The sequence below is a fragment of the Streptomyces sp. DSM 15324 genome (genome assembly GCF_001514285.1).
In the GTDB taxonomy this organism is placed as follows: Bacteria; Actinomycetota; Actinomycetes; order Streptomycetales; family Streptomycetaceae; genus Streptomyces.
This window is the reverse complement of sequence record NZ_KQ949023.1, coordinates 90,086-111,715: the sequence shown is the minus strand read 5'-3', so window position 1 is coordinate 111,715 and position 21,630 is coordinate 90,086. Positions and strand designations below refer to the sequence as shown.

The 21,630-nt window shown below is 70.4% G+C and carries 22 protein-coding genes; 2 read left to right on the top strand and 20 right to left on the bottom strand.

What is annotated here, in order from left to right; all coding sequences use genetic code 11:
* Positions 1-230: 230 nt before the first annotated feature.
* From AQJ58_RS00445 to AQJ58_RS00390, 13 genes are all read right to left on the bottom strand, one after another.
* Entirely contained in the window at positions 231-1,778 is a 1,548-nt protein-coding gene (locus tag AQJ58_RS00445) for a YfjI family protein (RefSeq protein ID WP_420712124.1), read from the bottom strand.
* A complete protein-coding gene (locus AQJ58_RS40250) occupies positions 1,775-2,098 on the bottom strand; it encodes a hypothetical protein (RefSeq protein ID WP_234359919.1) in 324 nt (107 codons plus the stop codon). Before AQJ58_RS40250 ends, AQJ58_RS00445 begins: the two co-directional genes overlap by 4 nt.
* Entirely contained in the window at positions 2,095-2,973 is an 879-nt protein-coding gene (locus tag AQJ58_RS00440; protein WP_067243717.1) for a bifunctional DNA primase/polymerase, read from the bottom strand. Before AQJ58_RS00440 ends, AQJ58_RS40250 begins: the two co-directional genes overlap by 4 nt.
* A complete protein-coding gene (locus AQJ58_RS00435; protein ID WP_067243710.1) occupies positions 2,970-3,728 on the bottom strand; it encodes a DNA cytosine methyltransferase in 759 nt (252 codons plus the stop codon). Before AQJ58_RS00435 ends, AQJ58_RS00440 begins: the two co-directional genes overlap by 4 nt.
* Before the next feature lie 88 nt (positions 3,729-3,816).
* Positions 3,817-4,110 (bottom strand): hypothetical protein, encoded by a 294-nt coding sequence (locus AQJ58_RS00430; RefSeq protein ID WP_067243708.1) that lies wholly within the window; start codon positions 4,108-4,110, stop codon positions 3,817-3,819.
* Between the two features lie 16 nt (positions 4,111-4,126).
* Positions 4,127-4,600: a hypothetical protein gene (locus AQJ58_RS00425; protein ID WP_067243706.1), complete on the bottom strand. Its 474-nt coding sequence runs from the start codon at positions 4,598-4,600 to the stop codon at positions 4,127-4,129.
* 19 nt (positions 4,601-4,619) lie between these two features.
* Positions 4,620-4,814 (bottom strand): hypothetical protein, encoded by a 195-nt coding sequence (locus AQJ58_RS00420; protein WP_067243705.1) that lies wholly within the window; start codon positions 4,812-4,814, stop codon positions 4,620-4,622.
* A 19-nt stretch (positions 4,815-4,833) separates the two neighbouring features.
* On the bottom strand, positions 4,834-5,085 hold the full coding sequence (locus tag AQJ58_RS00415; RefSeq protein WP_067243703.1) for a hypothetical protein: 252 nt from the start codon (positions 5,083-5,085) through the stop codon (positions 4,834-4,836).
* A 141-nt stretch (positions 5,086-5,226) separates the two neighbouring features.
* A complete protein-coding gene (locus AQJ58_RS00410; RefSeq protein WP_067243701.1) occupies positions 5,227-7,452 on the bottom strand; it encodes a cell division protein FtsK in 2,226 nt (741 codons plus the stop codon).
* A gap of 138 nt (positions 7,453-7,590) precedes the next feature.
* On the bottom strand, positions 7,591-7,932 hold the full coding sequence (locus AQJ58_RS00405) for an RRQRL motif-containing zinc-binding protein (protein ID WP_067243699.1): 342 nt from the start codon (positions 7,930-7,932) through the stop codon (positions 7,591-7,593).
* The gene (locus AQJ58_RS00400; RefSeq protein ID WP_067243697.1) at positions 7,929-8,546 is read right to left on the bottom strand and encodes a GGDEF domain-containing protein; all 618 of its coding nucleotides are present in this window, start codon (positions 8,544-8,546) and stop codon (positions 7,929-7,931) included. Before AQJ58_RS00400 ends, AQJ58_RS00405 begins: the two co-directional genes overlap by 4 nt.
* Positions 8,543-9,661, bottom strand: a complete 1,119-nt coding sequence (locus tag AQJ58_RS00395) for a conjugal transfer protein (protein ID WP_067243695.1) — start codon at positions 9,659-9,661, stop codon at positions 8,543-8,545. Before AQJ58_RS00395 ends, AQJ58_RS00400 begins: the two co-directional genes overlap by 4 nt.
* Positions 9,658-9,948 carry a hypothetical protein gene (locus tag AQJ58_RS00390; protein ID WP_067243693.1) on the bottom strand — a complete coding sequence of 97 codons (291 nt, stop codon included), beginning with the start codon at positions 9,946-9,948 and terminating at the stop codon, positions 9,658-9,660. Before AQJ58_RS00390 ends, AQJ58_RS00395 begins: the two co-directional genes overlap by 4 nt.
* Positions 9,949-10,394: 446 nt before the next feature.
* On the opposite strand from AQJ58_RS00390, the gene AQJ58_RS00385 reads away from it, so the two are divergent.
* Both AQJ58_RS00385 and AQJ58_RS00380 read left to right on the top strand, forming a co-directional pair.
* Positions 10,395-11,162, top strand: coding sequence for a helix-turn-helix domain-containing protein (locus tag AQJ58_RS00385; protein ID WP_067243691.1), 768 nt, complete (start codon positions 10,395-10,397; stop codon positions 11,160-11,162).
* 2 nt (positions 11,163-11,164) lie between these two features.
* Entirely contained in the window at positions 11,165-11,638 is a 474-nt protein-coding gene (locus tag AQJ58_RS00380; RefSeq protein ID WP_067243689.1) for an NUDIX domain-containing protein, read from the top strand.
* On the opposite strand, the gene AQJ58_RS00375 is transcribed toward AQJ58_RS00380, so the two are convergent.
* From AQJ58_RS00375 to AQJ58_RS00345, 7 genes are all read right to left on the bottom strand, one after another.
* The gene (locus AQJ58_RS00375; RefSeq protein WP_067243687.1) at positions 11,626-12,192 is read right to left on the bottom strand and encodes an HD domain-containing protein; all 567 of its coding nucleotides are present in this window, start codon (positions 12,190-12,192) and stop codon (positions 11,626-11,628) included. The two genes, AQJ58_RS00380 and AQJ58_RS00375, sit on opposite strands and share 13 nt — an antisense overlap.
* Positions 12,189-12,656 (bottom strand): GntR family transcriptional regulator, encoded by a 468-nt coding sequence (locus tag AQJ58_RS00370; protein ID WP_067243685.1) that lies wholly within the window; start codon positions 12,654-12,656, stop codon positions 12,189-12,191. Before AQJ58_RS00370 ends, AQJ58_RS00375 begins: the two co-directional genes overlap by 4 nt.
* A 406-nt stretch (positions 12,657-13,062) precedes the next feature.
* Positions 13,063-14,385, bottom strand: coding sequence for a tetratricopeptide repeat protein (locus tag AQJ58_RS43210; protein WP_159056201.1), 1,323 nt, complete (start codon positions 14,383-14,385; stop codon positions 13,063-13,065).
* Between the two features lie 597 nt (positions 14,386-14,982).
* Positions 14,983-16,173: an SUKH-4 family immunity protein gene (locus AQJ58_RS00360; RefSeq protein WP_067243681.1), complete on the bottom strand. Its 1,191-nt coding sequence runs from the start codon at positions 16,171-16,173 to the stop codon at positions 14,983-14,985.
* A 306-nt stretch (positions 16,174-16,479) separates the two neighbouring features.
* Positions 16,480-18,789 (bottom strand): xanthine dehydrogenase family protein molybdopterin-binding subunit, encoded by a 2,310-nt coding sequence (locus AQJ58_RS00355; RefSeq protein ID WP_067243679.1) that lies wholly within the window; start codon positions 18,787-18,789, stop codon positions 16,480-16,482.
* Complete coding sequence (locus tag AQJ58_RS00350) at positions 18,786-20,636, bottom strand: (2Fe-2S)-binding protein (RefSeq protein WP_067243677.1); 1,851 nt, start codon at positions 20,634-20,636, stop codon at positions 18,786-18,788. Before AQJ58_RS00350 ends, AQJ58_RS00355 begins: the two co-directional genes overlap by 4 nt.
* A complete protein-coding gene (locus AQJ58_RS00345) occupies positions 20,633-21,526 on the bottom strand; it encodes an FAD binding domain-containing protein (RefSeq protein ID WP_067243675.1) in 894 nt (297 codons plus the stop codon). The genes AQJ58_RS00350 and AQJ58_RS00345 overlap by 4 nt, the downstream gene beginning before the upstream one ends.
* Positions 21,527-21,630: the final 104 nt, after the last annotated feature.

The following is a 21,630-nucleotide window of genomic DNA, read 5'->3' as shown; positions in this document are numbered from 1 at the left end:
GCTCCGCAGAAATCCGCGATATTCCGCAAAAATCAGGGGCGGCCGGTGGGCGGTCCCGGCGGCCGGGGTGGTGCTCGGTTTTTTGCGGAATATCGCGGGATTGTGCGGCGGGCCCCTCGCCGCTGTGGCGCGAGGGTCCCGCCACAGGTCAGCGGGGGTGTCCGGGGTTTTCTGCGATTTTGCGGTTTGTGCGGGAAGGGTTCAGGGCGCGGCCGGGGTCATCGGCCGCCCTACCGCAGTGCGGGGTGGACGAGTAGGCGGGGCGCCGGTGGGCGTCCTCGCTTGCCGGTGCGCTCGGGCTGGTAGGACCGCAGGTATCCGTGGTCTTCCAGCAGCGCGAGGGCGGGTTCCAGGTCGGCGACGGTGGGCACCTCGCTGCGGGACAGAACGGTGAACACGTCCCGCCGGCTGACGTCCTCCCACCGGTTGTCCCTCACCGCTTCCAGCACGCTGCGGGCCCGGGACAGGACCGGGTCGGCGCCCATGACGTCGAACACGGCGAGGGCGTGAGCGGTGTAGTACTCCCCCAACTCGATCGCAGAGCGCATGGTGTCTTCCGTGACCGCGCGGGTGTAGCCGTTGCCGCCGTGCTCGGCGAGGTGCAGCAGCGCGGCCATGCGGGCGGTCGCCCCGGCAAGCTTTCCGGCCCAGTTGGAGATGTGGCCCAGCTTGCCGCCGCGCGCCTTGAGCTGCGGTTCGATGCGCTTCTGATAGGCGATCAGTGCCGCGTCCGCTTCCGGGCTGAGCTGGATGACCGCCGGGTCGGTCCACTCCGCCAGCGACAGGGTCAGGTCGATGACCCGGGCGGTGTAGGTGGTGGCCGTCGTCTCGGGGACCGGGTCGGTGATGACCTCGCGTTCGCCGACCGTGGACACCGGCAGGGAGTACAGGAAGCGGGCGAGCAGTCCGCGCCCCTCGAACCCCTTCACCTTCCCGATGTCGCGCAGCACGTCCGGCTGCACGGCGAGGCCGATGGTCAAGGCAGGGTGGTCGATGTACTCGCGGCGGGTCTGCCGGTTCACCCTCAGCCGGTCCCCGGCATGCCCCTTGAGGAAGACTTCCATGTTGGGGGCGCCCGAGTAGCGGCCAGCGATGATGTCGAAGATGCCGCCCTCCGCGCTCATCACCGACAGCCGCCCGCCCTGTTCCGCCATGAGCGAGGTCACCGTCTCCGGTGTCGAGTCGTCCGCCAGCAGCACCGGTTCGGCCGGGACGGTGAGGGTGTCGGCGGTCTGCGCGAGGCCGACCGCGGTCGCCACCATCTCTTGCCGCTTGTCCGTGTCGGCAGACGCGGCTTTGGCGGCGGCCTTGTCCGCCGCTTCCTTGGCCAGCCTCGCCGTCAGCTCCGCCTCCACGATGACGGGCTGCATGGCGGTCTTGAGCTGTTTCTCAGCCTCATAGAGGGGGTCGGTGAGCAGGGCGAAGACGGCGGACTTGCGGTTGGCGGGCGGGAGCGCCACCACGGTGTAGAGGTTGGTGGGCTCACGCCAGTTGCCGCGCACGTGGACCACCGACCGGCCGCCGGCCGCCGTGGCGAGCACGGCGAGGGCGACCGACCCGGCGAGGTCGACCGGGGTCTGTGTCTCCTCGGCGACGGCCGCCACGAACTCCCCCAACCAGGTGGGCAGGACGTGGGCGGGGAATGTGGGGCGCTCACGGCGGCCGGTGAGGGGAATGGGGTCCTCCCACACGTCCGGTGCCGCGTCGTCCTCGCCCGGCGGTTCGTCCAGGGTGGGCAGTCCGGCCCACAGATCGTTGTCCACAGGCTGTGTGTTCATGCGGCCGTCCTCCCTTCGGCGGTAGTGGTGTGCTGGCAGACGCCGACGACGACGCGGCCTTGCAGCGCGATGACGGCGGCGCGGCCCCGGGCACGTTCGTGCTGCCCGCACGAGCACAGCCAGTCCGCGACGGGTACGCCCTCGCACTGGATTTGCAGCCCCGGGGCGACGCCGGTGACGGTGACCGTGTGCGGGTCAGAACCAACAGCAGAAAGGACGCCCTTGCGGGCGACGCCCCTCGGTTCGCCCACCGGCGGCCGTGGCGGGCCCTGTACGGCGCCCTGAGCGCCGTTCGTGGGGGTTCGGGATGCTTTGTTCATGCCGCGCGCTCCACGGCCGCCTCAAGGCCGTTGGCGACCGCGCGGCGGGCGTAGGCCTCCGGGACGCCCACCGAGACGGCGGCGGTCACGATCTCCTCGCCGATCGCGGTGAGTCCGCACGGTCCGGGGCATGCGGTGTGCTGGGCGGCGAGGAACCGGGCGACGCCGAACGCCTGTGATCCGGCGCCGGATTCGGTGCGGGCCCGTACGAGGGCGAGGCCGCGTTCCAAGCCGGTGCGGACGTAGCGCTCGGTGTGGCGGCACCCGGTGGCCACCGACCGGCCCCACGGGGCGGGGAGAGAAGATGCCACCTCCCCCGGCGCGGGGGTGGTGTCTTCCTTCACCAGCAGGGCGCGCACGACCGCCGGAAGAACGGCCATACAGCCGGTCCCGGGTCCGAGCCAACGGGCGTACTGCATGGTGGATTTGATGTCGACGCCCGGCCGAACCGCGTTCGACGACTGCATGGCGCCCCGATAGATCCAGTGCTCACCGCGCGTCGACGGCACGGTGCGGGTGGCGGGCAGGGTCGCGCGGGCCCATGCGACGGCCGCAGCGTTGTCCAGGTCGACGACCGTCAGCCCAGCCCCTCCGGGGTGGTAGGCGACCGACACGGCCTCACGCCACACCGGCGCCCACACGGGCGAGGTGAGAACGTGCGGGTCGGTGGTCCCGGCGGCCCACGCGTGGCACGGCGCGGGGCACCGGCAGGGGCCCGCCGCCTTCATGTTCGGCCGCCCGCCGCACCGGGGCGGGCGGCCCGTGCAGGTGCGGCAGTTGCCGAACGGGACCTTTCCCGCCCGCAGGGGCAGGACCGGGACGCCGGCCGCCGCGAGGGCGAGGGCGACCCGCAGGGGTTCGGGCATCGCGCTCATGCCGCCGCCCCCAGGGACGTCGTGGCGGCGAGGTAGGCGCGGCCGATGTGCTCGGTGTAGGCGGGCGGGATCGCCTCCGTCAGTTCCTCGCGCACGTCGGTCCACGTGATGCCCATGGCCGTCTGGAGTTCGGGGACAGTGGGCTTGCCGCCGCCGTTGCCGTACGCGGCGACATAGGGACCGTCGTAGAAACGGCCGTGCCGGTAGCCGCGCACCCGCCCGCGGTGCGGGATGTGCGCCGGCTGTGCAGCCGTCCAGTCGCCCAACTCGAAGTTGCGGTGACGGATGACCCCGAGACCGAACATCTCTCCGCACAGCGTCAGGTCCTTACGGATCTCCGCGCGGCCGTTGGGCTGTTCCATCACGTACGGCAGGCCGGTCCTGTCCAAGAGGTCACGGGTGGGGGCGACCAGGTCGACATGCGTGCGGCCCCACCCCTGCGAGGCGTTGGTGCCCACCGTCAGCGCGCATCCGTGCTGGCACGGCGGGGACGCGTGGACGAACGCGTACCGGCGGATCTCGCCCGACGCGATCAGGTGGGCGAGGTAGGCCAGGGCGTCACCCCGGCGGTAGGGGAAGGGGTAGTTCGAGCGGTCGGCGATGTCGCAACCGTCCACCGCGAACCCGGCCCGGTGGTAGCCCATGGCGGCCCCACCGGCGCACGAGAACAGATCCAGCAGACGCGGCCGGGGCGTCCGCCCCGATCGGGTGGCCGGGACCGAGGGCCCCTCGCCGAAAACGCGCAGTTCGGTCATGCTGTAGGTCTCCTGTTCTGCAACGTCGGGATACGGAGACCGAGGGCGGCGGTTGTCCTTGTCCGGGAGTCGCCGCCCTCGGGCGTAGCTAGAAGGGCGGTTCGTCGCTGTAGCCGACGGGGCCCCACGGGTCACGGCCGCTGTCACGGCGGCGGCGCAGCCACCGGAGGCGGCGCGGGAGCGGCAGCAGGGTTACGGCCCACGGCGTCCAGCACCCGCAGAACTCGATGTCGGTGCCGGCCCACTCGCCGGTCTCGTAGTCGCCGTAGTCGTGCTCGATGCCACCGAAGCCCTCACAGGTGCGGCAGTTGGGACGGGGCGTGTCGGTCAGGATCAGCGCGTTGCGGGGCAGCGCGGTGAGCCGGATACGCAGCCTGAGCATGGGTTTTCGTCTCCTGTCAGCCGTAGAACTTGTTGCGCTTGATGACGGCCTTGCGGATGTTGACCGTGGTCCCGCCCTCGCCATGGCCGCGTCCGCTGAAGATCTGCACGGCGATCCATCCGCCGAAAACGACGGCGGCGAGGGTGATGAGCTGCGTGACGAGCGCGGTCAGGGCGGTGATGAACGTGGTCAGCAGCAGCAGTCCGCCGCACACGGCGAGGAACCCGACGCCTCCGAGGGCGACGTTCACCGCCGCCCGCGAGACGACCGGCTTGGCGACCACCGGTTCCGGCTGCACGGGGGCGACCGCGTAGCCGGTGACGACCCGGCCATCGGGGAGGACGACGCTCGCCACGGCCGGGATGGTGCCCGGCTGCACGGGCACGAGCGGGGCGGTGTGCGTGGGGGCGAGGGGGGTGGGGGTGTGGACGTGCACGGCCGTCGTCGTCTGGTGTCCCGTCGTGCGGCCGTACGGGGTGGGTTCGTTCATGGCGGGGTCTCCCTTCGGTTCAGCGGCCAGCGTCGTTGAGGGCGTCGGTGAGGGCGGTGACGATCTGGGTGACGGTGTCGGCCGCGCCGGTGTCGGCGAGGTAGAAGCCGAAGAGCACGACGGCGACGGCCGTTCCGGCGCCGACGGCCTTGGAGCGCAGCAGCAGCGCGACGACAACGGCGAGCAGCAGCACGAGCGGGATGGTGAGGGTCACGGGTTGTCTCCCGGGAGGGTCAGCGGGTGCCGGCGCGGTAGGTGCGCGCGGCGCGGTTGTAGATCCAGCGGCCGACGCGTATGCGCTTCCCGGTCGCGTCGCAGCGGCGGCAGTCCTTGCCGCGCCGGGTCTTGCCCTTGCGGTCGGTCTTGAAGCCGTGGCCCATGCCGTCGCACTTGCGGCAGTCCCCGAACGGGCTCAGCCAGCACTTGACGACGTAACCAAGCGTGATGACCAACAGGCAGGCGGAAGCAAGCAGAGCAAAGCTCATCAGGGGCCTCTCAGAGGGGTTTCGAGGGGTTTCCGCAGGTCGGCCGCTACCCGCTAGCAACCTGATCAGGTGCCGTTTGGGTCGCTAGCGGGGTCGCTACCGGTAGCGACGTCCGGCGCTACCGGTAGCGGGCTGCGAGGCCTATTCGGCGTCCCGCTTGTTGTTGCGCTGCGTAATCGCGGTGGCGATGTCGTCGCGCTTGATGCCGCGCTTGTTGACCTGTCCCTCGCCGTCGATGCGCCGGCTGATCTGCACGGTGCCGATGCCGTACGGCTTGAGCGCGGCCGTGAGCGCTTCGGCCTTGGGCTTGGCGTCCAGTGCGGCCCACGGGCCGTAGACGTCCGGGCGCAGGTCGGCAAGCCGGTCCACGATCGTCTCGGACCACACCTTGGCCTCGCCCTTGCCGAGCACGGCCGCGACGTCGTCCAGGATCGTCGTGGACGTCTCCGGGGCCGGGGCCTCGCCCACCGCGTCGCCGGACAGAGTCCCTTCGGCCTCGCGCAGGGCGGCGGCGCGGGTCAGGATGCGGTCGGCGTCGCGGCCGTCGGCGAGGTAGGTGCGCACGATCCCGGAGCCGTCGGACATGCCCTTGAGCAGACCGACGCCCTTGTGGGACTTCAACAGCTTGGACGCGTCCAGACCCTCGCTGTAGGAACCGGCGCCGAGGATGGTGTCCGACACCTGGTAGGCACCGACCCGCAGCGCGAACCGGGCCTGATGCTGGTCACGCAGCTCAGAGGGGCACGCCTTGTCGTCCGGCTTCTGCGTCGCCGTCATCACCGAGACGCCGACAGCCGGGGCGACGCGGGCGAGGTAGACCATCAGGGACAGGATCTCTTTGCCGTGCTCGGGGTGGGTCAGGTACTCCTGAACCTCGTCGACCACGAACAGCGTGAGCGGCATGTTCAGCTTCTTGTCCCGGCTGATCTCCGGGGTCAGCTTGCCCTCCGGGCAGACGTGCAGGGGCAGTTCGGACAGCCGGTGGTAGCGGTCCTCGACGTCCGCCTTCAGCTCCCGCAGCGAGGTCAGCAGGTGCTGAACCGGGTCGACCCCGTTCTTGGGCACGATGCCGAACCCGATGCGGTGGGCCACCTTGGCGAACGTGCGCCAGTCCGGCGACGCCTTGCCGTCGAACACGTACAGGCGCACGTACGGGTCCAGCGCGGCGGCCAGCGCGATGGTGCGGGCGGAGAACGTCTTGCCCTGCCGGGGCACGGCGCCGACCAGCAGCGACAGCCACAGCATGGTTGCCATGACCGGGTTGCCGCGCTCGTCGACACCCCACGGGAACGGCTTCCAGAAGTCCACCCGCGTCGCCCCCAGCAGCGGCGACTTGCCCGACGGCACGGCGAGCGGGTCACGGTCGGCAATCCAGTACGACACCCGCCGCCCGCTCGTCTCGTCCTTGTCCAGGAAGAGCTGAGTAGGAGCGATGTCCATTCCGGACGCGAGGCGGGCGTGAGCCTTCATCGCGTCCTCGAACGTCTTGCCGTACGGCAGGTCGACGACCACCCGCCACCCGTCGCCGTCCCGCCCGATCGGGCGCGGGAACGCGATCGTCTGGTCCTTGCTGGTCAGCCCGGCCACCTCGTGCGCGCGGATGACGATGTCCGAGGACAGCTTGCGCTTGCGGAACGTCACCTTGGCCAGGTCGATCAGCGGCCGGTCCGCCGGCGCCCCGACCACACCGAGGGTCGTGGTCAGGGTGGCCACGGCCAGCATGAGCAGCCACGACGGCGCCATGACGTACAGGGTCAGCGCGGCGGCGAGACCGACGAACCCGCCCACGGTCGCGACGATCCCCCGCAGCCTCACGCGGTCGTTGCGCTGCCGGGAAAGCTTCAGGTAGTCCGCCGCGTTCTCCTCCGCCACGGCGGCCAGGCGCAAGGGCTTGCCCTCCGCGTCGGACACCCACCGGCCGATTGCCGTCGACCACCGCCACGCGCCCCGCGGGGAGTACATGCAGATCTTCGGCGTATAGACCAGCGGCAGACGGAGCGCGTGATAGCCCGCCACAGCCGAGTAGTGCCGGACGGCCCACTTGCGGACGGCCGCGCGCTGGTCCGGCAGCTTCACCCAGTCCGGCAGGACCGGCAGACGGGCCTTGTCCTTGGCCTCCATCCACTCCGCCACGGACGGCGGGTAGACCTCGCGCGGCGGGTCGACCGGGGCGCCCTCGCTCAGGCCGTCGGCCTCCGGGTCGTCGGTGTCGGGGAGTTCAGCGTCCCACTCCCCCGGCTTGGCCTCGCCCTCACCGAGCACGGCGGGGGCGGTGGTCTTCTTCAGCGGGAACGGCAGCACGTCGGCCGCCGGCCGCTCGGTGCCCTCCGGGTCCCCGGCGGGCGTGAACGTCGTCGTCTCGGTCACGATGTACCTACTCCTTCGGGAGTCGAAGGGTCCGGCCGGCTTGCTGTGGAAGGTCGGGCGGCCGGACCCGGGTTGCGATCGTCGATGCGGCAGAGGGAAGCCGATGACCGGATTCCGGTCCCCGTGCAGATGTGCGATTCAGGCAGTGCGCTGTTCTTCGGGGTATGCGCAGGTCACGCAGGTTCCGAGCGTGGGCGGGATGACGTACCCGGCATCCCGGCGGCACTCGGGACAGGTGCGGCGAGCGCGCATCATCGCGGCGTGGGCCCGCCAACGGCCCGGTGTCATCGGCCGGACCGGTTTCGCGAGGTCGACGCGGTACAGGTAGGCGACCAGGGGCGGGCGGCCCCGCCGCCGGGGGCGTTCGAGCTGGGCGGCGACATCCTGACCGCCGGGGCGCAGGTCGCGGGCCCTCAGTTGGCGGCGGGTGGCGTAGCCGTCCGGGGCGAGACGCCACCGGAAGACCGGCAGCGCGCTCATGCCGCCCCGCGCCGTCCGGGACGCCGACCGGCCACCGAGCCGAGCAGCCGCCCGAGACGAGCCCGGCGAGGACCGGATCGACCGGACCGCTTGGCCGCGTACATGGCCTCATCAGCCCGGCGGAGCAGCGTGGACAGGTCCTCGCCCGGGTGGTCGGCGGCCCGTACCCACCCCAGCGACACCGTGGTGTGCACGTCAGGGGCGGTGTCGACCGGCCGGGCGAGGACGCGGGCGAGGGTGTGCAACCGGTCTGCGGCTGTGCCGTCGCGGTCGACGACGACGGCGGCGAACTCGTCCCCGCCGAGCCGTCCCGTGACCCCGCCGGGGGTGGTGCCGTGGGCGAGGCGGGCGGCGACCGTGGCGAGCAGCACGTCACCGGCAGCGTGGCCGAAGCGGTCGTTGATCTGCTTGAAGTGGTCGACGTCCGCCAGCACGACCACGGCGCGCGGGTCGCGCAGCAGGCGGCGGGCCCGCCGGGTGAACGCGTCCCGCGTCCACAATCCGGTGAGCGGGTCACGGCGGGCCGTGGTCAGTCGGCTGTGCAGCCACCGGGCGTGTACCGCCCACCCGATGACGGGCGGCACGGCCGGTAAGAGCGCGGCGAGGGTGCTCACGGCGTCACCGCCGTGGTGGCGCGCTCGGCGAGCAGCGCGTCACGCAGCATGCGGGCGTTCGCCGGCGAGGTGCGCAGGGCCCGGCGGATACCCTCCCCCGTCACCTGAGCGTCCGGAAGACCGGCCATGGCCTTGCGCGCTTCGGCCATGAGCTGGTCGGGGGTGCGGCGGGTGCGGGTCGACTTGGCGGCGACCGGGACACGGCCCGTCGCACGACGCGGCCCGGTCGACGCGGCAGGCACCGAACGGGCGGGCGGCGGGGCGATCGGGACCGGCTGCACGATCGGGGCGACGGCGGGCATCGGCTTCATACCGCCGCCCGACTTGCCCAGGTCCACCGGCGCCGGATCGGGCACCGAAAGCCGCGTCAGGACGACCGTGGCCGGGGTCGATACGGGCAGGTCAGAGGTAGACCGTTCTCGACTACTTCCAGTGGATTCCTCCGCATTTATGACCGGGGAGGAATCGAGAGCCAGTGTGCCGAACATCGAGGCGAGGGCAGCGTCCGCACCGTCGGTGATCCGGGTGCGCTGGACGTCCAGCAGCCTCGATCCGAGGGCGACGTCTCCGACCCCGACTTTGCGGGCGAGGCGCCACGACGCCCGATCCGAGCGCTTGCGCACCCGGCTGGTCGGGTGGTGGGCGGCGCGGGCCCGGTGGTAGGCGAGCGCCTGCACCAGGTCGGCGGTGCGCCGCTCGTTCTCGGCGTCTCGGCCGTCGGTGTGCACGACGATCCGGCGGGCGAGGAACGCCATCCCCTCCGCCGAGACGGACATGCCCAGCGGGGTCAGCGCGTAGACCACCGTGCGACCCGGGTCCGGCGCGGCCATCGCCGCCATGACGGACGCGGCGGCCGGCAGCACCCACAGTCCCAGCCGGACGACCAGGGGCGAGGACTGGCCCAGCATGGTCAGCCCCAACAGGACCAGCGCGAGCACGGCCGTCGCGCCCTCGCCGGCACCGAGCGCACCGAGCGCGGTCCCGGAGCCGTAGGCGTGACCGATGTTGCTGTAGGTGCCGATACCGCCGACCACGCCCGTGGCCAGCATGGGCACGAACGCGGCCGACAGCACACCGATCTGAACCCCGGTCAGAGGCTTGCGGGTCTCGTTCACGCCGCTTCCCCCGCCCCCGCCCGCAGGCCGCGAACGGACCGCAGGAACGGCACCGTGCGGGTCAGCGCGTCGGCATACAGGGCGTCCCAACCGGCGATCTCGTCACCGGCATCCGCCTCCGCCCGCAGGTCGGCGAGGACGTCACGGGCCGCGTCCTCACGGGCGGCCCGCTCGTCGTCCGTCTCGGACTCCAGCGGGCCCCGGAACAGGTCGACGTCGATACCGAGCGCCAGTTCCGCGAACTCCAAGTCGCCGTGCGCTTCCTGGCCAGCGACGAACATGCGCATACGCATGATGGATCTCTCCTCTTGCTACGTCGGGAGGGAGACCGGGCGGCGCGTTGTCCTTGTCCGGGAGAACGCCGCACGGTCATTGAGGGCCGTCACCGCAGGAAGCGGCAGGCCAGTGCCCCGGGCGGGATTCGATCCCGCGCCCTTCACGGCTGGACGCCGGGGCCGATCATTCAAAGCACTCTGTTGAGTTCTCAAGGAACAAACGCTGCCTTCGTACTCACCCCCTCGGGCTTTCCTCCGGACGTTGCAGTACCTGTTTTACAGGTACTGCATGGGGTTCCGTCAAGTACAGCGTCGGAACCTCTTGGCTTTGCGCCGGGACTTCTTGGCGCACCATCAGAATCGCCCCAGGTCAGGGGACTTGGTCACCCCGTACGTGGACACCTCAAGGACGTCTGAGTACCTTCAAGAGGTCCCTAGACGTCCCACCGGGGGTACAGATGTCCAACGAACGCTTGCGGTCTGCCTTGTTGGCCAGCGGCATGACGGTTCAGGCACTGGCCGAAGAGATCGATGTCAACCCGAAGACCGTCGAACGCTGGATCACGAAGGGGAAGGTTCCGTATCGGCGACACCAGTACGCGACGGCCGCAGCGCTCAAGGTCGACGTCACAACGCTGTGGGACGACGACCGGGCCGTTGAGAGCGCGGCGGACCTGACGAAAGCTGAGATCGTCACGGTCTACCCGCATCGGCACACGGTGCCGTCCGGCCTCTGGCGAGAGATCTATGGGAGGGCCCAACGGAACGTAGACGTGCTCGTCTACTCCGGGCTCTTCCTGTCTGAGGACCCCGTCTTTCATGACCTCGCCAAGGCGAAGGTTGAGGCAGGCGCCCAGGTGCGCATCCTGCTCGGGGACCCCGACTGTGCGGCAGTCGAGCAGCGCGGCATAGACGAGGGACATCGGATCATGGGCGGCAAGATTCGGAACGCCCTACTGCACTACCGCCCGCTCATGAGGAGTCATCCCGACATCGGGGTCCGGCTGCACGATTCCACGCTCTACAACTCCATCTACCGGTCCGATGACGAGATGCTCGTGAACCCCCACGTCTACGGCATCGGCGCGTACATGGCCCCGGTCCTACATCTGCGCCGTCTGCCCGGCGGCGGGCTGTTCGACACGTACGCGAATAGCATCGAACACACCTGGGACAACGCCCGGCCGCTCACAGATCAAGACATCGCAAGCATCACAGGAGCCTGACCATGGGACGCATTGACTACCTGCATGACCCCGATGCCCCGCCGGCCAACTCGGTGGTGCCGTCCGTCGTTGCGTTCGTACAGAACGACGCGGGACAGGTGCTGATGATCCAGCGGTCCGACAACGGCCGGTGGGCACTGCCCGGCGGTGGCCACGACGTCGGCGAGTCCATCAGTGACACCGTGGTCCGCGAGGTCTGGGAGGAGACCGGAATCAAGGCGGAAGTCGTCGACATGTCCGGGATCTATACCGACCCCGGCCACGTGATGCAGTACGACGACGGCGAGGTCCGGCAGCAGTTCAGCATCTGTTTCCGCGCGCGTCCGGTCGGGGGCGAGGTGCGAACAAGCAATGAGACGACGCAGGTCCGATGGGTCACCCCATCGGACCTGACAAAGCTAGACGTCCACCCAACCATGCGGCTCCGGATCGAGCACGCGATGGACCGGACCCGCACGGCCCCTTACGTCGGCTGACGCTTCCCGGCGGCGACGCGTTCGAGCACGCGTGAAGTGCTCGCGAGGATCTCCGGTTCAGCCCGGCGGATGAACGTCCCGATCAGGCTGTCCGGCCCGTACCGGCCGGCAATCTCGTTGATCCGGTCCACTGGGTTGGTGGGCACCCCGTCCGGAGTCGTGTTCATGTCGCAGTAGCACAGCGCGTCATTGAGGTGCGCGTGCTCGCGTGGAAACTCGCCCTCAAGTTCCTCGCGCAGCCCCCGGGCATCTGCCTCCATCCATGAGCAGGAGTGGTGAGCCACCAGGTTCACCACCCGCTCGTCGGCGTGCGCGATGTCGCGAAGGTAGCGGGCCCCGTCGAGCGGGTGAAATCCCGTCTTGGCGAGGTCCGGCGCGTAACCGATGTCGTGCAGGACCGCCGCCGCCTCCAACAGCTCCGCGTCCGCACCGAGGATCGGCGCGATGGTGCGTGCGCGCTCGGCGACTCCAACCGAGTGCTTCCAGCGGCGGGGCAGTGGGTCGGAAAGCAGCGATTCAGCGAGCGGGTACGCCCACTCTGTCAGTCCCGTCACAGTGAGGAACTCTCCTCTCGATTCGGCAGGGCCCGCACGGTACGTAGCTTGCCCTGTCCCCCTTCGGACAGCCATCCTGCGGCTTCCAGCTTCCCCAACGCCTTGGTGACCGTCGGGCGCGAGACACCGAACCTCTCGCACAGCGCGGAAGCACTCGGGAACGCTGCCCCAACTACAAGGCCGTCATCCGCGAAGACGTCCGTGAGCCGCTCGGCGAGGGGCCGGCGGTCGGTCTGCTGTCCCTCCCTGACCACTCGCCAGCGTCCGCCCGGAACCGGCCCCGCAGCGCCATCCCTTTGAAGCGCCGCAAACGCCCGAAGCACCACACCGCGCGAGACCTGGTGATCGTGCATGATCTCTGCGATCGGTGGTAGCTCCACCATCTCCGGGTCGCGATCCATCTGCGCCTTGAGCTGATCAGCGATCCTCTGAAAGGTCCCACGCGGGCTCGCCAGCTGCGACACTCACCCTCCTCATCCGTCTCGCGTCGTCACGCTCCAGCCCTCCATGGTGCCTCAAAGCGCAGAGTCCTCGACAGGAAGCCAAAGCATGGGCCCGCGTCAGCAACCGCCGACAGATAGAGGGGGCCTGGCCCTCGATCGTGGCCATCACCTCTCAGAAGGTACGCCGCGTCCCGAAAACCTTCGGTCACCACTTCGTATCGGACCCAACTCGCGGCGGACGCAACCAAGTTCGACGACCACGCCATGGACTGCTACCACCTGGCAGAATCGGAACACCGAGCGCGGATGGTCTCTGTGGTCGCAACATGAGACGGCAACCTCAAACGGGCAGTCATCCATGGCATGCGGCGGTCCCTACATCGTGAGCGGAAGTTAAATCTTTCCGACCCGCCAATGAATAGCCCGGCTATTGAACAAGCGATCGAAGCTCATCATTGAGCATCGTCTTCAACGCTGCCGCAGCTGGATCAACCTGCATCAATCTCGAAAATGCCGCCCGAACGTCTTCGTGACGATCGCGTTTTAGATAGATGTCTATCGCTTGACCGAGGTGGTCGGAATCTGTTTCATCAGATTTTTGCGTCATGTACTCGTCTACGACTTGCTCTGCCAGGTCGTAGAGATCTCTTGCTTCATAAACCAAAGACAGGTTGAACTTATACGCCGTCACGTCCGGCGCAAGGTCAACAGCGCGAATGCCGACCCTTTGCGCATCCTCGTACCGGCTAGCCCCATAGTACATGCGTGAGAGTTGATTGTTTAGACGAGCCTTATCGCGATCACCGACTCCCTCCGCTTCAAGCCTTGGGAGTATAAACTTCTCCACTTCCTCGACGCCCTCAGACTCTCGATCCCTGACCACGTAATACTGCGCCAACGCGCTAGCTCCCGTGATGAACGTACTGATGGGGAGATCGGGATTATTTTCCAGAGCTTCCTTCACCGCCTGGGCGCCACCCTCGTCCCCCGCATCGGCAAGGTAGGAAGCGAAATACACTATCTTCTTCGGGTCATCCGAAACCTGGAGGATTCTTTCTAGCGCAACCTCTGCGGCCTCCATGTCGCCTATCGCGATCGCCTTCATAAATAGCTCATCCGGTTTATTCAGGAAGCCGCCGGCCCCGCCTTCAACCTTTGAGAGCAGGCCAACCCCATCGCCATCTGCGGGCAGACCTACTGCACTTGCCCGCTTGCGAACTCGCTTCGACGCATACGAATCCAATCTATCAATCTTCCTTTCTACTCTTTCCAAGGATTGTGCAAGAGTGGCCGTAGAGGCTCCGCTCGAGGTGACCGCATAGCCGTTTTCCTCAAACTGCCTGACCGGCTTTCTGATATCTTCTATCGCCTTCCTTACCGACTCAGGACTGCTCAAGTCATATTGAATTGTTCTGATTCCCGCCACATCAAAGGGAAGGGTCTCACCAGACCGAATTAGCTGAATGAACGGCTTCGCGGCCTCATGTCGCCGTCCACATTCATAGAACACATTGGCATTGTGTTCGGTGAGATCAATGATGCAAAGCTCCGAGTTTTGCACCATCCGAACGATGTCGCTAGTTATGAGTCCCGATCCGACAATCTTGTCAGACCGCTCCACCTGAAACCCAAACACTTCCAGCGCAGGCTCTATGACCAATTCAAACAACCTGTCGGCTTCAATTCTCGTGTCAGACTTTTCTTCACCCAGAGGCGATATGACAAAACAGGTCTTCGCACTCTCATTCATCTCGCACCCCTAGCCAAACATAGAGTGATGCTTTGATCCGATACGAGCAATCGCCCGCCACGTGCAACTCCACGTGCACAGTTCCGGCTTATCACTAAAACCGCGAGTGCGCAAACCGAAATAGAAGTTGCACATTGCATTATTGATTGGTCTACATTCCCCCCAGGGGGAATGCGCGGGGAGTGTGTCCTGCGCATCGGTGGCCCTTGGCAATCCAGAGCAAGAGCGGCCTCCGTGATCCGCAACACCATGTCTTGGCCGCATGTCCACTACCTGCCCTGACCACGTTGACACCGGAGATCATTGGGGCCCTGGAACGCTCCCCTACCGTCTCAATTTCCGTCTCGTTCACCGGCGTTCGCGACCATCCAGAGCTGTTCATACGACTCTGACGACCACTGCTGACGTACTGGGTTGAACAGCGGCGAACGAGCCCGTATCGCTCCCTGACCAGCCAGGACAAACCTGCAAAGCGAGGTACGTGGGTTCAATTCCCGCCATGGCCTCCCGCACCGCCGTACGGCCGGCCGCTCACCAGTGGCCGGCCGTACGGCTTTCGGTGCGTCGGCCGGCCTCGGCCGTCGTCGGCCGGTGGCGTCAGGCGTACAGCCCTCCGCCCGGCTCGTCCTCGAACATCCCCGGCCAGTAGCGCCAGCCGTCGTCGGTGGGGGTGTTCGGGGTCGGGTCGCAGGCGACCGGGTCCACGGCGGCCAGGGTGCGGCACATCGTCTCGGCGAGCTGGTCGTAGGCCTCGGTGAGTTCGTGGACCGCGTCGAGGGCCTTCTCGCGGCGTATCAGCCAGAGGGTGAACGCCAGGGTGGAGACATCGGCGTTGAGCGGGCGCAGGGCGAGGTCGGGCTCGCTCCAGCTGAGCACGGCGCCCGAGTCGCCGTCGACGACCAGGCTGGTGTCCTCCAGGAGGTGGCCGAGGCGGATCAGCCGGTCCGCGTTGAGCGGGAGCCGCTCGTCGGTGAGGACGCCCTCGTAGGCGTCGGCGCAGTACTCGGCGAGGGTCTGCAGCGGCATGTCCGTCTCCAGGGAGAACCAGACGACCTCCTCGGGCAGGCCCACCTCGCACAGGAAGCGGCGGGTCGGGGCGTGCGTGAGGGCCTTGGGGCAGTCGACGTCCTCGAAACGGGCGACCTCGCCGCTGCCGAACTCGTCCTCCAGGAGGCGGGGCGGCAGGTCCAGGGCCAGTCCGGACGCGGTGCCGGGGCCGGCCACCAGAGCGAGCGGACGGATCACGGCGGCCAGCTTCCAGAACAGACCGGTTCCGTCACCGGCCGCCCCCGCCTCGAACACGGCGAGGAGCTGTCGGCTCGCCTCGGCGACCGCCTGCGGGCCCAGCCGGCCCGCGTAGGAGGCGAACTGGCCGCGCAGGGCGGCGAGTTCGTCCACCGCCGTGGCGAAGCGCAGCAGCTTCTCCAGGGAGGGCGCCAGCGGGCGGGTGTCCATCAGGTCGGGGCGGTCGTGCAGGAAGTACGTCGTGGAGATCTCGCCCGTCGCGCCGTCCAGCAGGACGGACTCCCGCTCGCGGCCGTCGGTGCCCAGGATGCCGCCGATCACCAGGCGGTCGCGCAGCTCCGCCGCCAGCCGGCCCTCGGGGTCGCCGGTGGAGTCGGCGACCGTGCGCAGGCCGTCAATGCGCAGCGCCTCGAACGTCAGCAGGCCGCCCTCGCCCGGCAGTCCGGGGCCGGTCAGCCAGCGGCGCGTCGCGGCGTGCGTGACGTACGGGTTCAGCTCGTCATCGGTGAAAACGATCGTGGTGGTGCTCCTGGTCGTGCTCATCGGTCCCCCGTGCGTGAAAGGTGCGTGCGCCGTCCCACTGCTCCGCAGCCTATGCGGGCCCACTGACAATGGCCCTGACCTGCGACGGCGCCCCGGTGGCGGCAGCCGCCCCCACTGAAGAGACGTCGAACCGCCCCGGCGCGTTCCCTTCGGGCCCCCATCACCTCGTCCGTCGCCTCCGCCGCGCGAGACCTCAGGTGAAGTAGACGCCGCCCAGCACCACGGCCAGCGCCGCAAGCGCGAACACCACGATCCACAGCAGGAGTTTGCCCACGCTCGGCGGGGGTTCGTAGCGCTCCGGATCGCTCACTGGCCCGTCACCACCGCGGCCTGCGGGCGGATCGGGAGGCGGTTGACGGGGCGGCCCGTCGCGGCGCGCACGGCGGAGGCGATGGCCGCCGGGGACGTCACCACCGGGACCGCGCTGGCCGCCTTGGCCCCGAAGGGGGCGACCACGTCCCGTTCCTCGACGAGTCTGACGATCCGGATGTCCGGGGCGTCGAGCGCCGTCGGCAGGGCGTAGCCGGTGAGGTCGGGGTGGCGGATCAGACCGCGCGGGGTGCGCAGGTTCTCGGTGAGGGCAATGCCCACGCCCTGGGTGACGCCCGCCTCGATCCGCGCCGCGAGCTGCGCCGGGTTGAGGATCCGGCCGACGTCCTGGGCGACCGCGAGTTCCACGACCCGCACCGAACCGATCTCGATGTCGACGTCGACGACCGCGCGGACCGCGCAGAAGGCCATGCCCACGAACGCGTCGCCCTGGCCCGCGCCGTCCAGCGGTTCGGTGGGGTGCGGGCGGCACTGGGCCGTCGCCCACAGTTCCTTGCCGACCAGTTCCTCGGCGACCGTCGTCGACAGCACACCGTCGTACGAGGTGATCTTGCCGTCGGTGATCTGGAGCAGCTCGGTGGACATGCCGAACTTGTGCGCGAGGGGCTGGAGGAGCTGGGTGCGGACCATCCTGGCCGCGCGTTCCACCGCGCCGCCGGAGACCCACGTGTGCCGGCCCCGGCAGCCCGCGCCGGCCGGGGGCTGGTCGGTGTCCACGGGTGCGACGTGCACCTCTTCGACGCCGAGGGTCTCCTGGACGATCTGGCGGGCCAGGGTGGTGAAGCCCTGGCCGGTCTCCACCGCGGCGCACAGGACCGTCGCGACGCCGTCCTGGACCTTCACGGTGGCCGTGGAGACCTCGTCGGCGCCCTCCGCGCCGAGCATGTGCACCATGCCGAGGCCGTAGCCCACGCCCCGGCGCACCGCGCCCGGTTCGCCCGCGCCCTCGGGGCCGCCGGGCAGCAGCCACTCCTCCTCGGGGGTGTCCTTGGGGAGCGGCGGCAGCGGGTACTCCCGGACCGCCTGGAGGAGTTCGGCGACCGGTGCCGGGCAGGTCACGGTCTGGCCGGTGGGCAGGATGTCGCCGGTCGCCATGACGTTGCGCATCCGCAGCTCGGCCGGGTCGATCCCGAGTCTCTTCGCCAGCTTGTCCATCTGCGCCTCGTAGGCGGCGCACACCTGCATGGCGCCCTCGCCGCGCACATGGCCGGACGGGGGGTTGTTGGTGCGCACGGCCCAGCCCTCGATGAAGGCGTTCGGGACGACGTAGGGGCCGCAGGCGAAGGAGACGGCGGCGGCGAGCGCCTCGGCGGAGGTGTCGGCGTAGGCGCCCGCGTCCAGCAGGATCTGGGCCTCGACCTTGACCAGCCGGCCCTCGGCGTCGGCGTGGTGGCGGTAGCGCAGCAGCGTCGGGTGGCGGTGGACGTGGCCGAGGAAGGACTCCTCGCGGGTCGCCGTGAGCTTCACCGGGCAGCCGGTCTTCAGGGCCAGCAGGCCGAGCGGGAGCTGGAAGCCCTGGTCCTCGCGGTCGGCCGTGGCGCCCGGCACCCCGGTGACGACGATCTTCACCCGATCGGGTGCCAGGCCGTAGACGGCCGCGGCGGTGTCGCGGTCGGTGTGCGGGTCGGTGGAGGCGAGGTAGAGCTCGACGCCGCCGTCGGGGCGGGGCACGGCGAGTCCGGCCTCGGCGCCGATCGGGGCGGGGTCGGCGCGGCCGATGCGGTACTGGCCCTCGACGACGATCTCGCCGGTCGCGCTCTGGTCGCCGTGGTGCAGCGGGATGTGCCGGATCAGGTTGCCGTCGGGGTGCAGGGCGTCGGCCTCGAACGCCAGCTCCGGGTCGGTCACCGGGTCGAGCACCTCGTACTCGACGATGACGGCCGCGGCGGCCATCCGCGCGGTGTCGGGGTGGTCGGCGGCGACGGCCGCGATGGGCTCGCCGTGATGGCGTACGACCTCGGAGGCGAACACGGGCCGGTCGGCCTTGCCGCGGCCGTGCACCGGGCTGCCGGGGACGTCCTCGTGGGTGACGACGGCCCGCACGCCGGGCATCTCGCGCGCGTGGGAGGTGTCGATCGACACGATCCGCGCGCGCGGGTGCGGGGAGCGCAGCACGGCCGCCCACAGCAGGCCCTCGGCCCACAGGTCGGCCGCGTACGGGAAGGTGCCCTCCGTCTTGGCGCGCGCGTCGGCGGGCTGCAGGGAGGCGCCGAGGCCGTGCGGGATCGGCTCGGGGGCCGGGGCGGCCTCCGCGGTGGTCGTCGCGGTGGCTGCTTCGTTGCTCACGCCTGGCCTCCGTCCTGGCCCTGTCCGTACACGGGGTCGTGCGGGTGGGGCTGTGCCGGGTTCTCGAACGCGGACGGGTGGACGCCGCCGGCGCCCGGGCCCGCCTGGTGCGGGATACGTGCCTCGTCGCCGTCCGCGTCCGCCTCGGCCTGGGCCTCGCGTTCGGCGACGACGTCCTTGACGGCCCGCAGGACACCCTTGTAGCCGGAGCAGCGGCACAGGTTGCCGCACAGGGCCTGGCGGGTCTCCAGCTCGGTGGGCGCGGGGTTGCCCTCCAGCAGGTCGTGCACGGTCATCGCCATGCCGGGCACGCAGAAGCCGCACTGCACGGCCCCGCACCGGGCGAGCGCCCGCTGCACGTCGGAGGGCTGCCCGTCGACGGCGAGGCCCTCGACGGTGCGGACCTCGCTGCCGGCGGTGGTGACGGCGGGCACGAGGCAGGAGGCGACGAGACGTCCGTCGACCTGGACGTTGCAGGCACCGCACTCGCCCTGGGAGCAGCCGTCCTTGGCGCCCGCGAGGCCGAGGCGCTCCCGCAGGACGTAGAGCAGCGACTCGCCGATCCAGGCATCGGTGACGGGCCGGTCGGAGCCGTTGACGCGCAGGACGTAGGAGGCGAGGGGGTGTTCCTCCGCCGGGGGCGGGGGCAGCTCCGCGGGCGCCTCGTCGGGGTCGTCGGCGGCGGCTTCGGCGTCCCCGTGCGCGGGGGCGGCCGGGTCGGCCGAGCCGCCTTGCGGGTCGGGTCCGGCGGGGGGCTCGGCGGTGCGCTGAGCGGCCTCCGCGGGCTCGTGGGCGTCCCGGGCGCCGGCGTGGGCCCCATCGGCGTCGGAGGTGTCCTCCAGGGCCTCTCGGGCCCGCTGCGCCTCTTCGGCGGGGGCGGACCCCTCGGGCTCCGGCCCGGCCGCCGGGGGGTCCTGCGGCGCGGAGTCCGCGGGGGCCTGGTCGGCGGTGTGCGCCGGGGCGTGGTCCTCCCCGTGCGCGGGCCGGTGTTCGATGCCGTGCGCGGGGGTGTGTTCGATGCCGTGCGCGGGGGTGTGGTCGATGCCGTGCGCGGGGGTGTGCGGGGGGTCGTGCACGGGTGTGTGGGTGGTGCCGTACGCGGGCGTGTGGCCGCTGTCGTGCGCGGTGCCGTTCGGCAGCCCGTACGCGATTCCGTGGCCCGTGTCGTGCGCGGCGTCAGGCTCCGTCCCGTGCCCGAACCCGGCGGTGTCCTGGGCCGGTCGGCCGCTCTCCTGGAGGCCGGTGTGCGCCGCCTCGGCCAGGCCGGCCTGCTGCGCCTGCTGGGCCCAGTTCTGGCCCGCGCCGTTGGTCGAGCCGGTCGCCCAGGGCGCGGCGGCGCCGCCCGGCAGGGTGGCCGGCGGGGTGCCGCCCCACTGCTCGACGAGGGCCGACGTAGTGAACTCGCCCGATTCGTCCGGCAGGTCGCCGCCGGCCACCGGGATCGACCACTGGCCGGTCACGTCGTGTCCGGGCGCGTGCGGTGCCGCGGGGTCGGCCGGGCCGGCCGAGGTGTCGGTGAAGCTCCACTGGCCGGTCGAGCCGGGGTTGTACGTGAACCGGTCGCCGCCGGAGGTCTCCGGCGGCAGCTGCGGCGCGGGCCACTCGGTGCCGCCGGCCGGGGCCGCCCAGGTGCCGTCCGTCGCGGGGGGCGCGGCCGCTATCTGCGGCGGCACGTACCCGTGACCGGGCGCGGCGAGCGGGCTGTCGGCGGCCAGGAGCGCGTCGATGCCGCCCTCGGGGAGCTTGACGAACGCGGTGGCCCCGTCGTCGTAGTCGCCCTGGGGCAGCGGGTCCCAGCGGCCGCCGCTACGGGGCTGCGCGCCCTCTCCGTGCTGGTCGTCGGTCACGACAGCGCCCTCCCCAGTGCTCGTCGGGCCAGCGCGGCGACGGTGCGCCGCAGGTGCAGTACGGCGGGCGGCAGCTCCGGTACGGAGCCGTCCACGCCCGGGGTCGGGTCCGGGATGCAGGCGGCGGCGACGTACTCGCCGAACGCGGTCAGCGCCTCCGGGACGATCGTGCGGTTGTTGTCCCAGTCGATGAGCCGGGCGACCCACTGCTCGGCGTCCAGGGGCCGCAGCGGCATCGGAGCTATGGCGCCCACCGCGCAGCGCACGCCGCGCCGGGCGGGGTCGAGGACCACCGCGACGGAGGCGGCGGCGCGGCCGGGGCCGGTGCGGCCGGTCGCCTTCAGGAAGACCTGCGGGGCGTGCAGCAGCGGCACGCGCACGTAGGCGATCAGTTCGCCGCCGCGCAGCATGTCCACGCCGGCCAGCAGGTGCGACACCGGGATCTCGCGGCGGGCTCCGCCCGGGCCCGCGATGATCAGCGTCGCCTCCAGCGCGGCCAGCACGGGCAGCGCGTCGCCGGTGGGGGCGGCGCTCGCGATGTTGCCGCCCAGGGTGCCCGCGTTGCGGATCTGCGGCGGGCCCGCGGCGCGCGCGGCGGCGGCGAGCGCCGGGATCAGGGCGGCGAAGTCGGGGCGGCCCATGCGCGCGTGCGTGAGCCCGGCGCCGAGCAGGGCGTGGCCGTCCTGGTACTGCCAGCCGCGGATCTCGCTGATCCGGCCGAGGCCGACCAGCCCGGCGGGCCGGAGCTGCCCCGAGTTGACGGCGGCCATCAGGTCGGTGCCGCCGGCCACGGGCACGGCGGCGGGCATGGCCGCGAGGGCCGCCACCGCCTCGTCCAGCGTCGTCGGCAGCGTGACGGCCTGCGCCGCCTGCGGTGCATGCGTGCTCAAAACCGGCTGCCCCTTCCCGCTGCCCCACGTGGTCCCGCCTGTGCGCCGTACGGTACGTGCTGACAGGGCGGACGTGGCAACTCTGGCACATGTTCGTCACACCC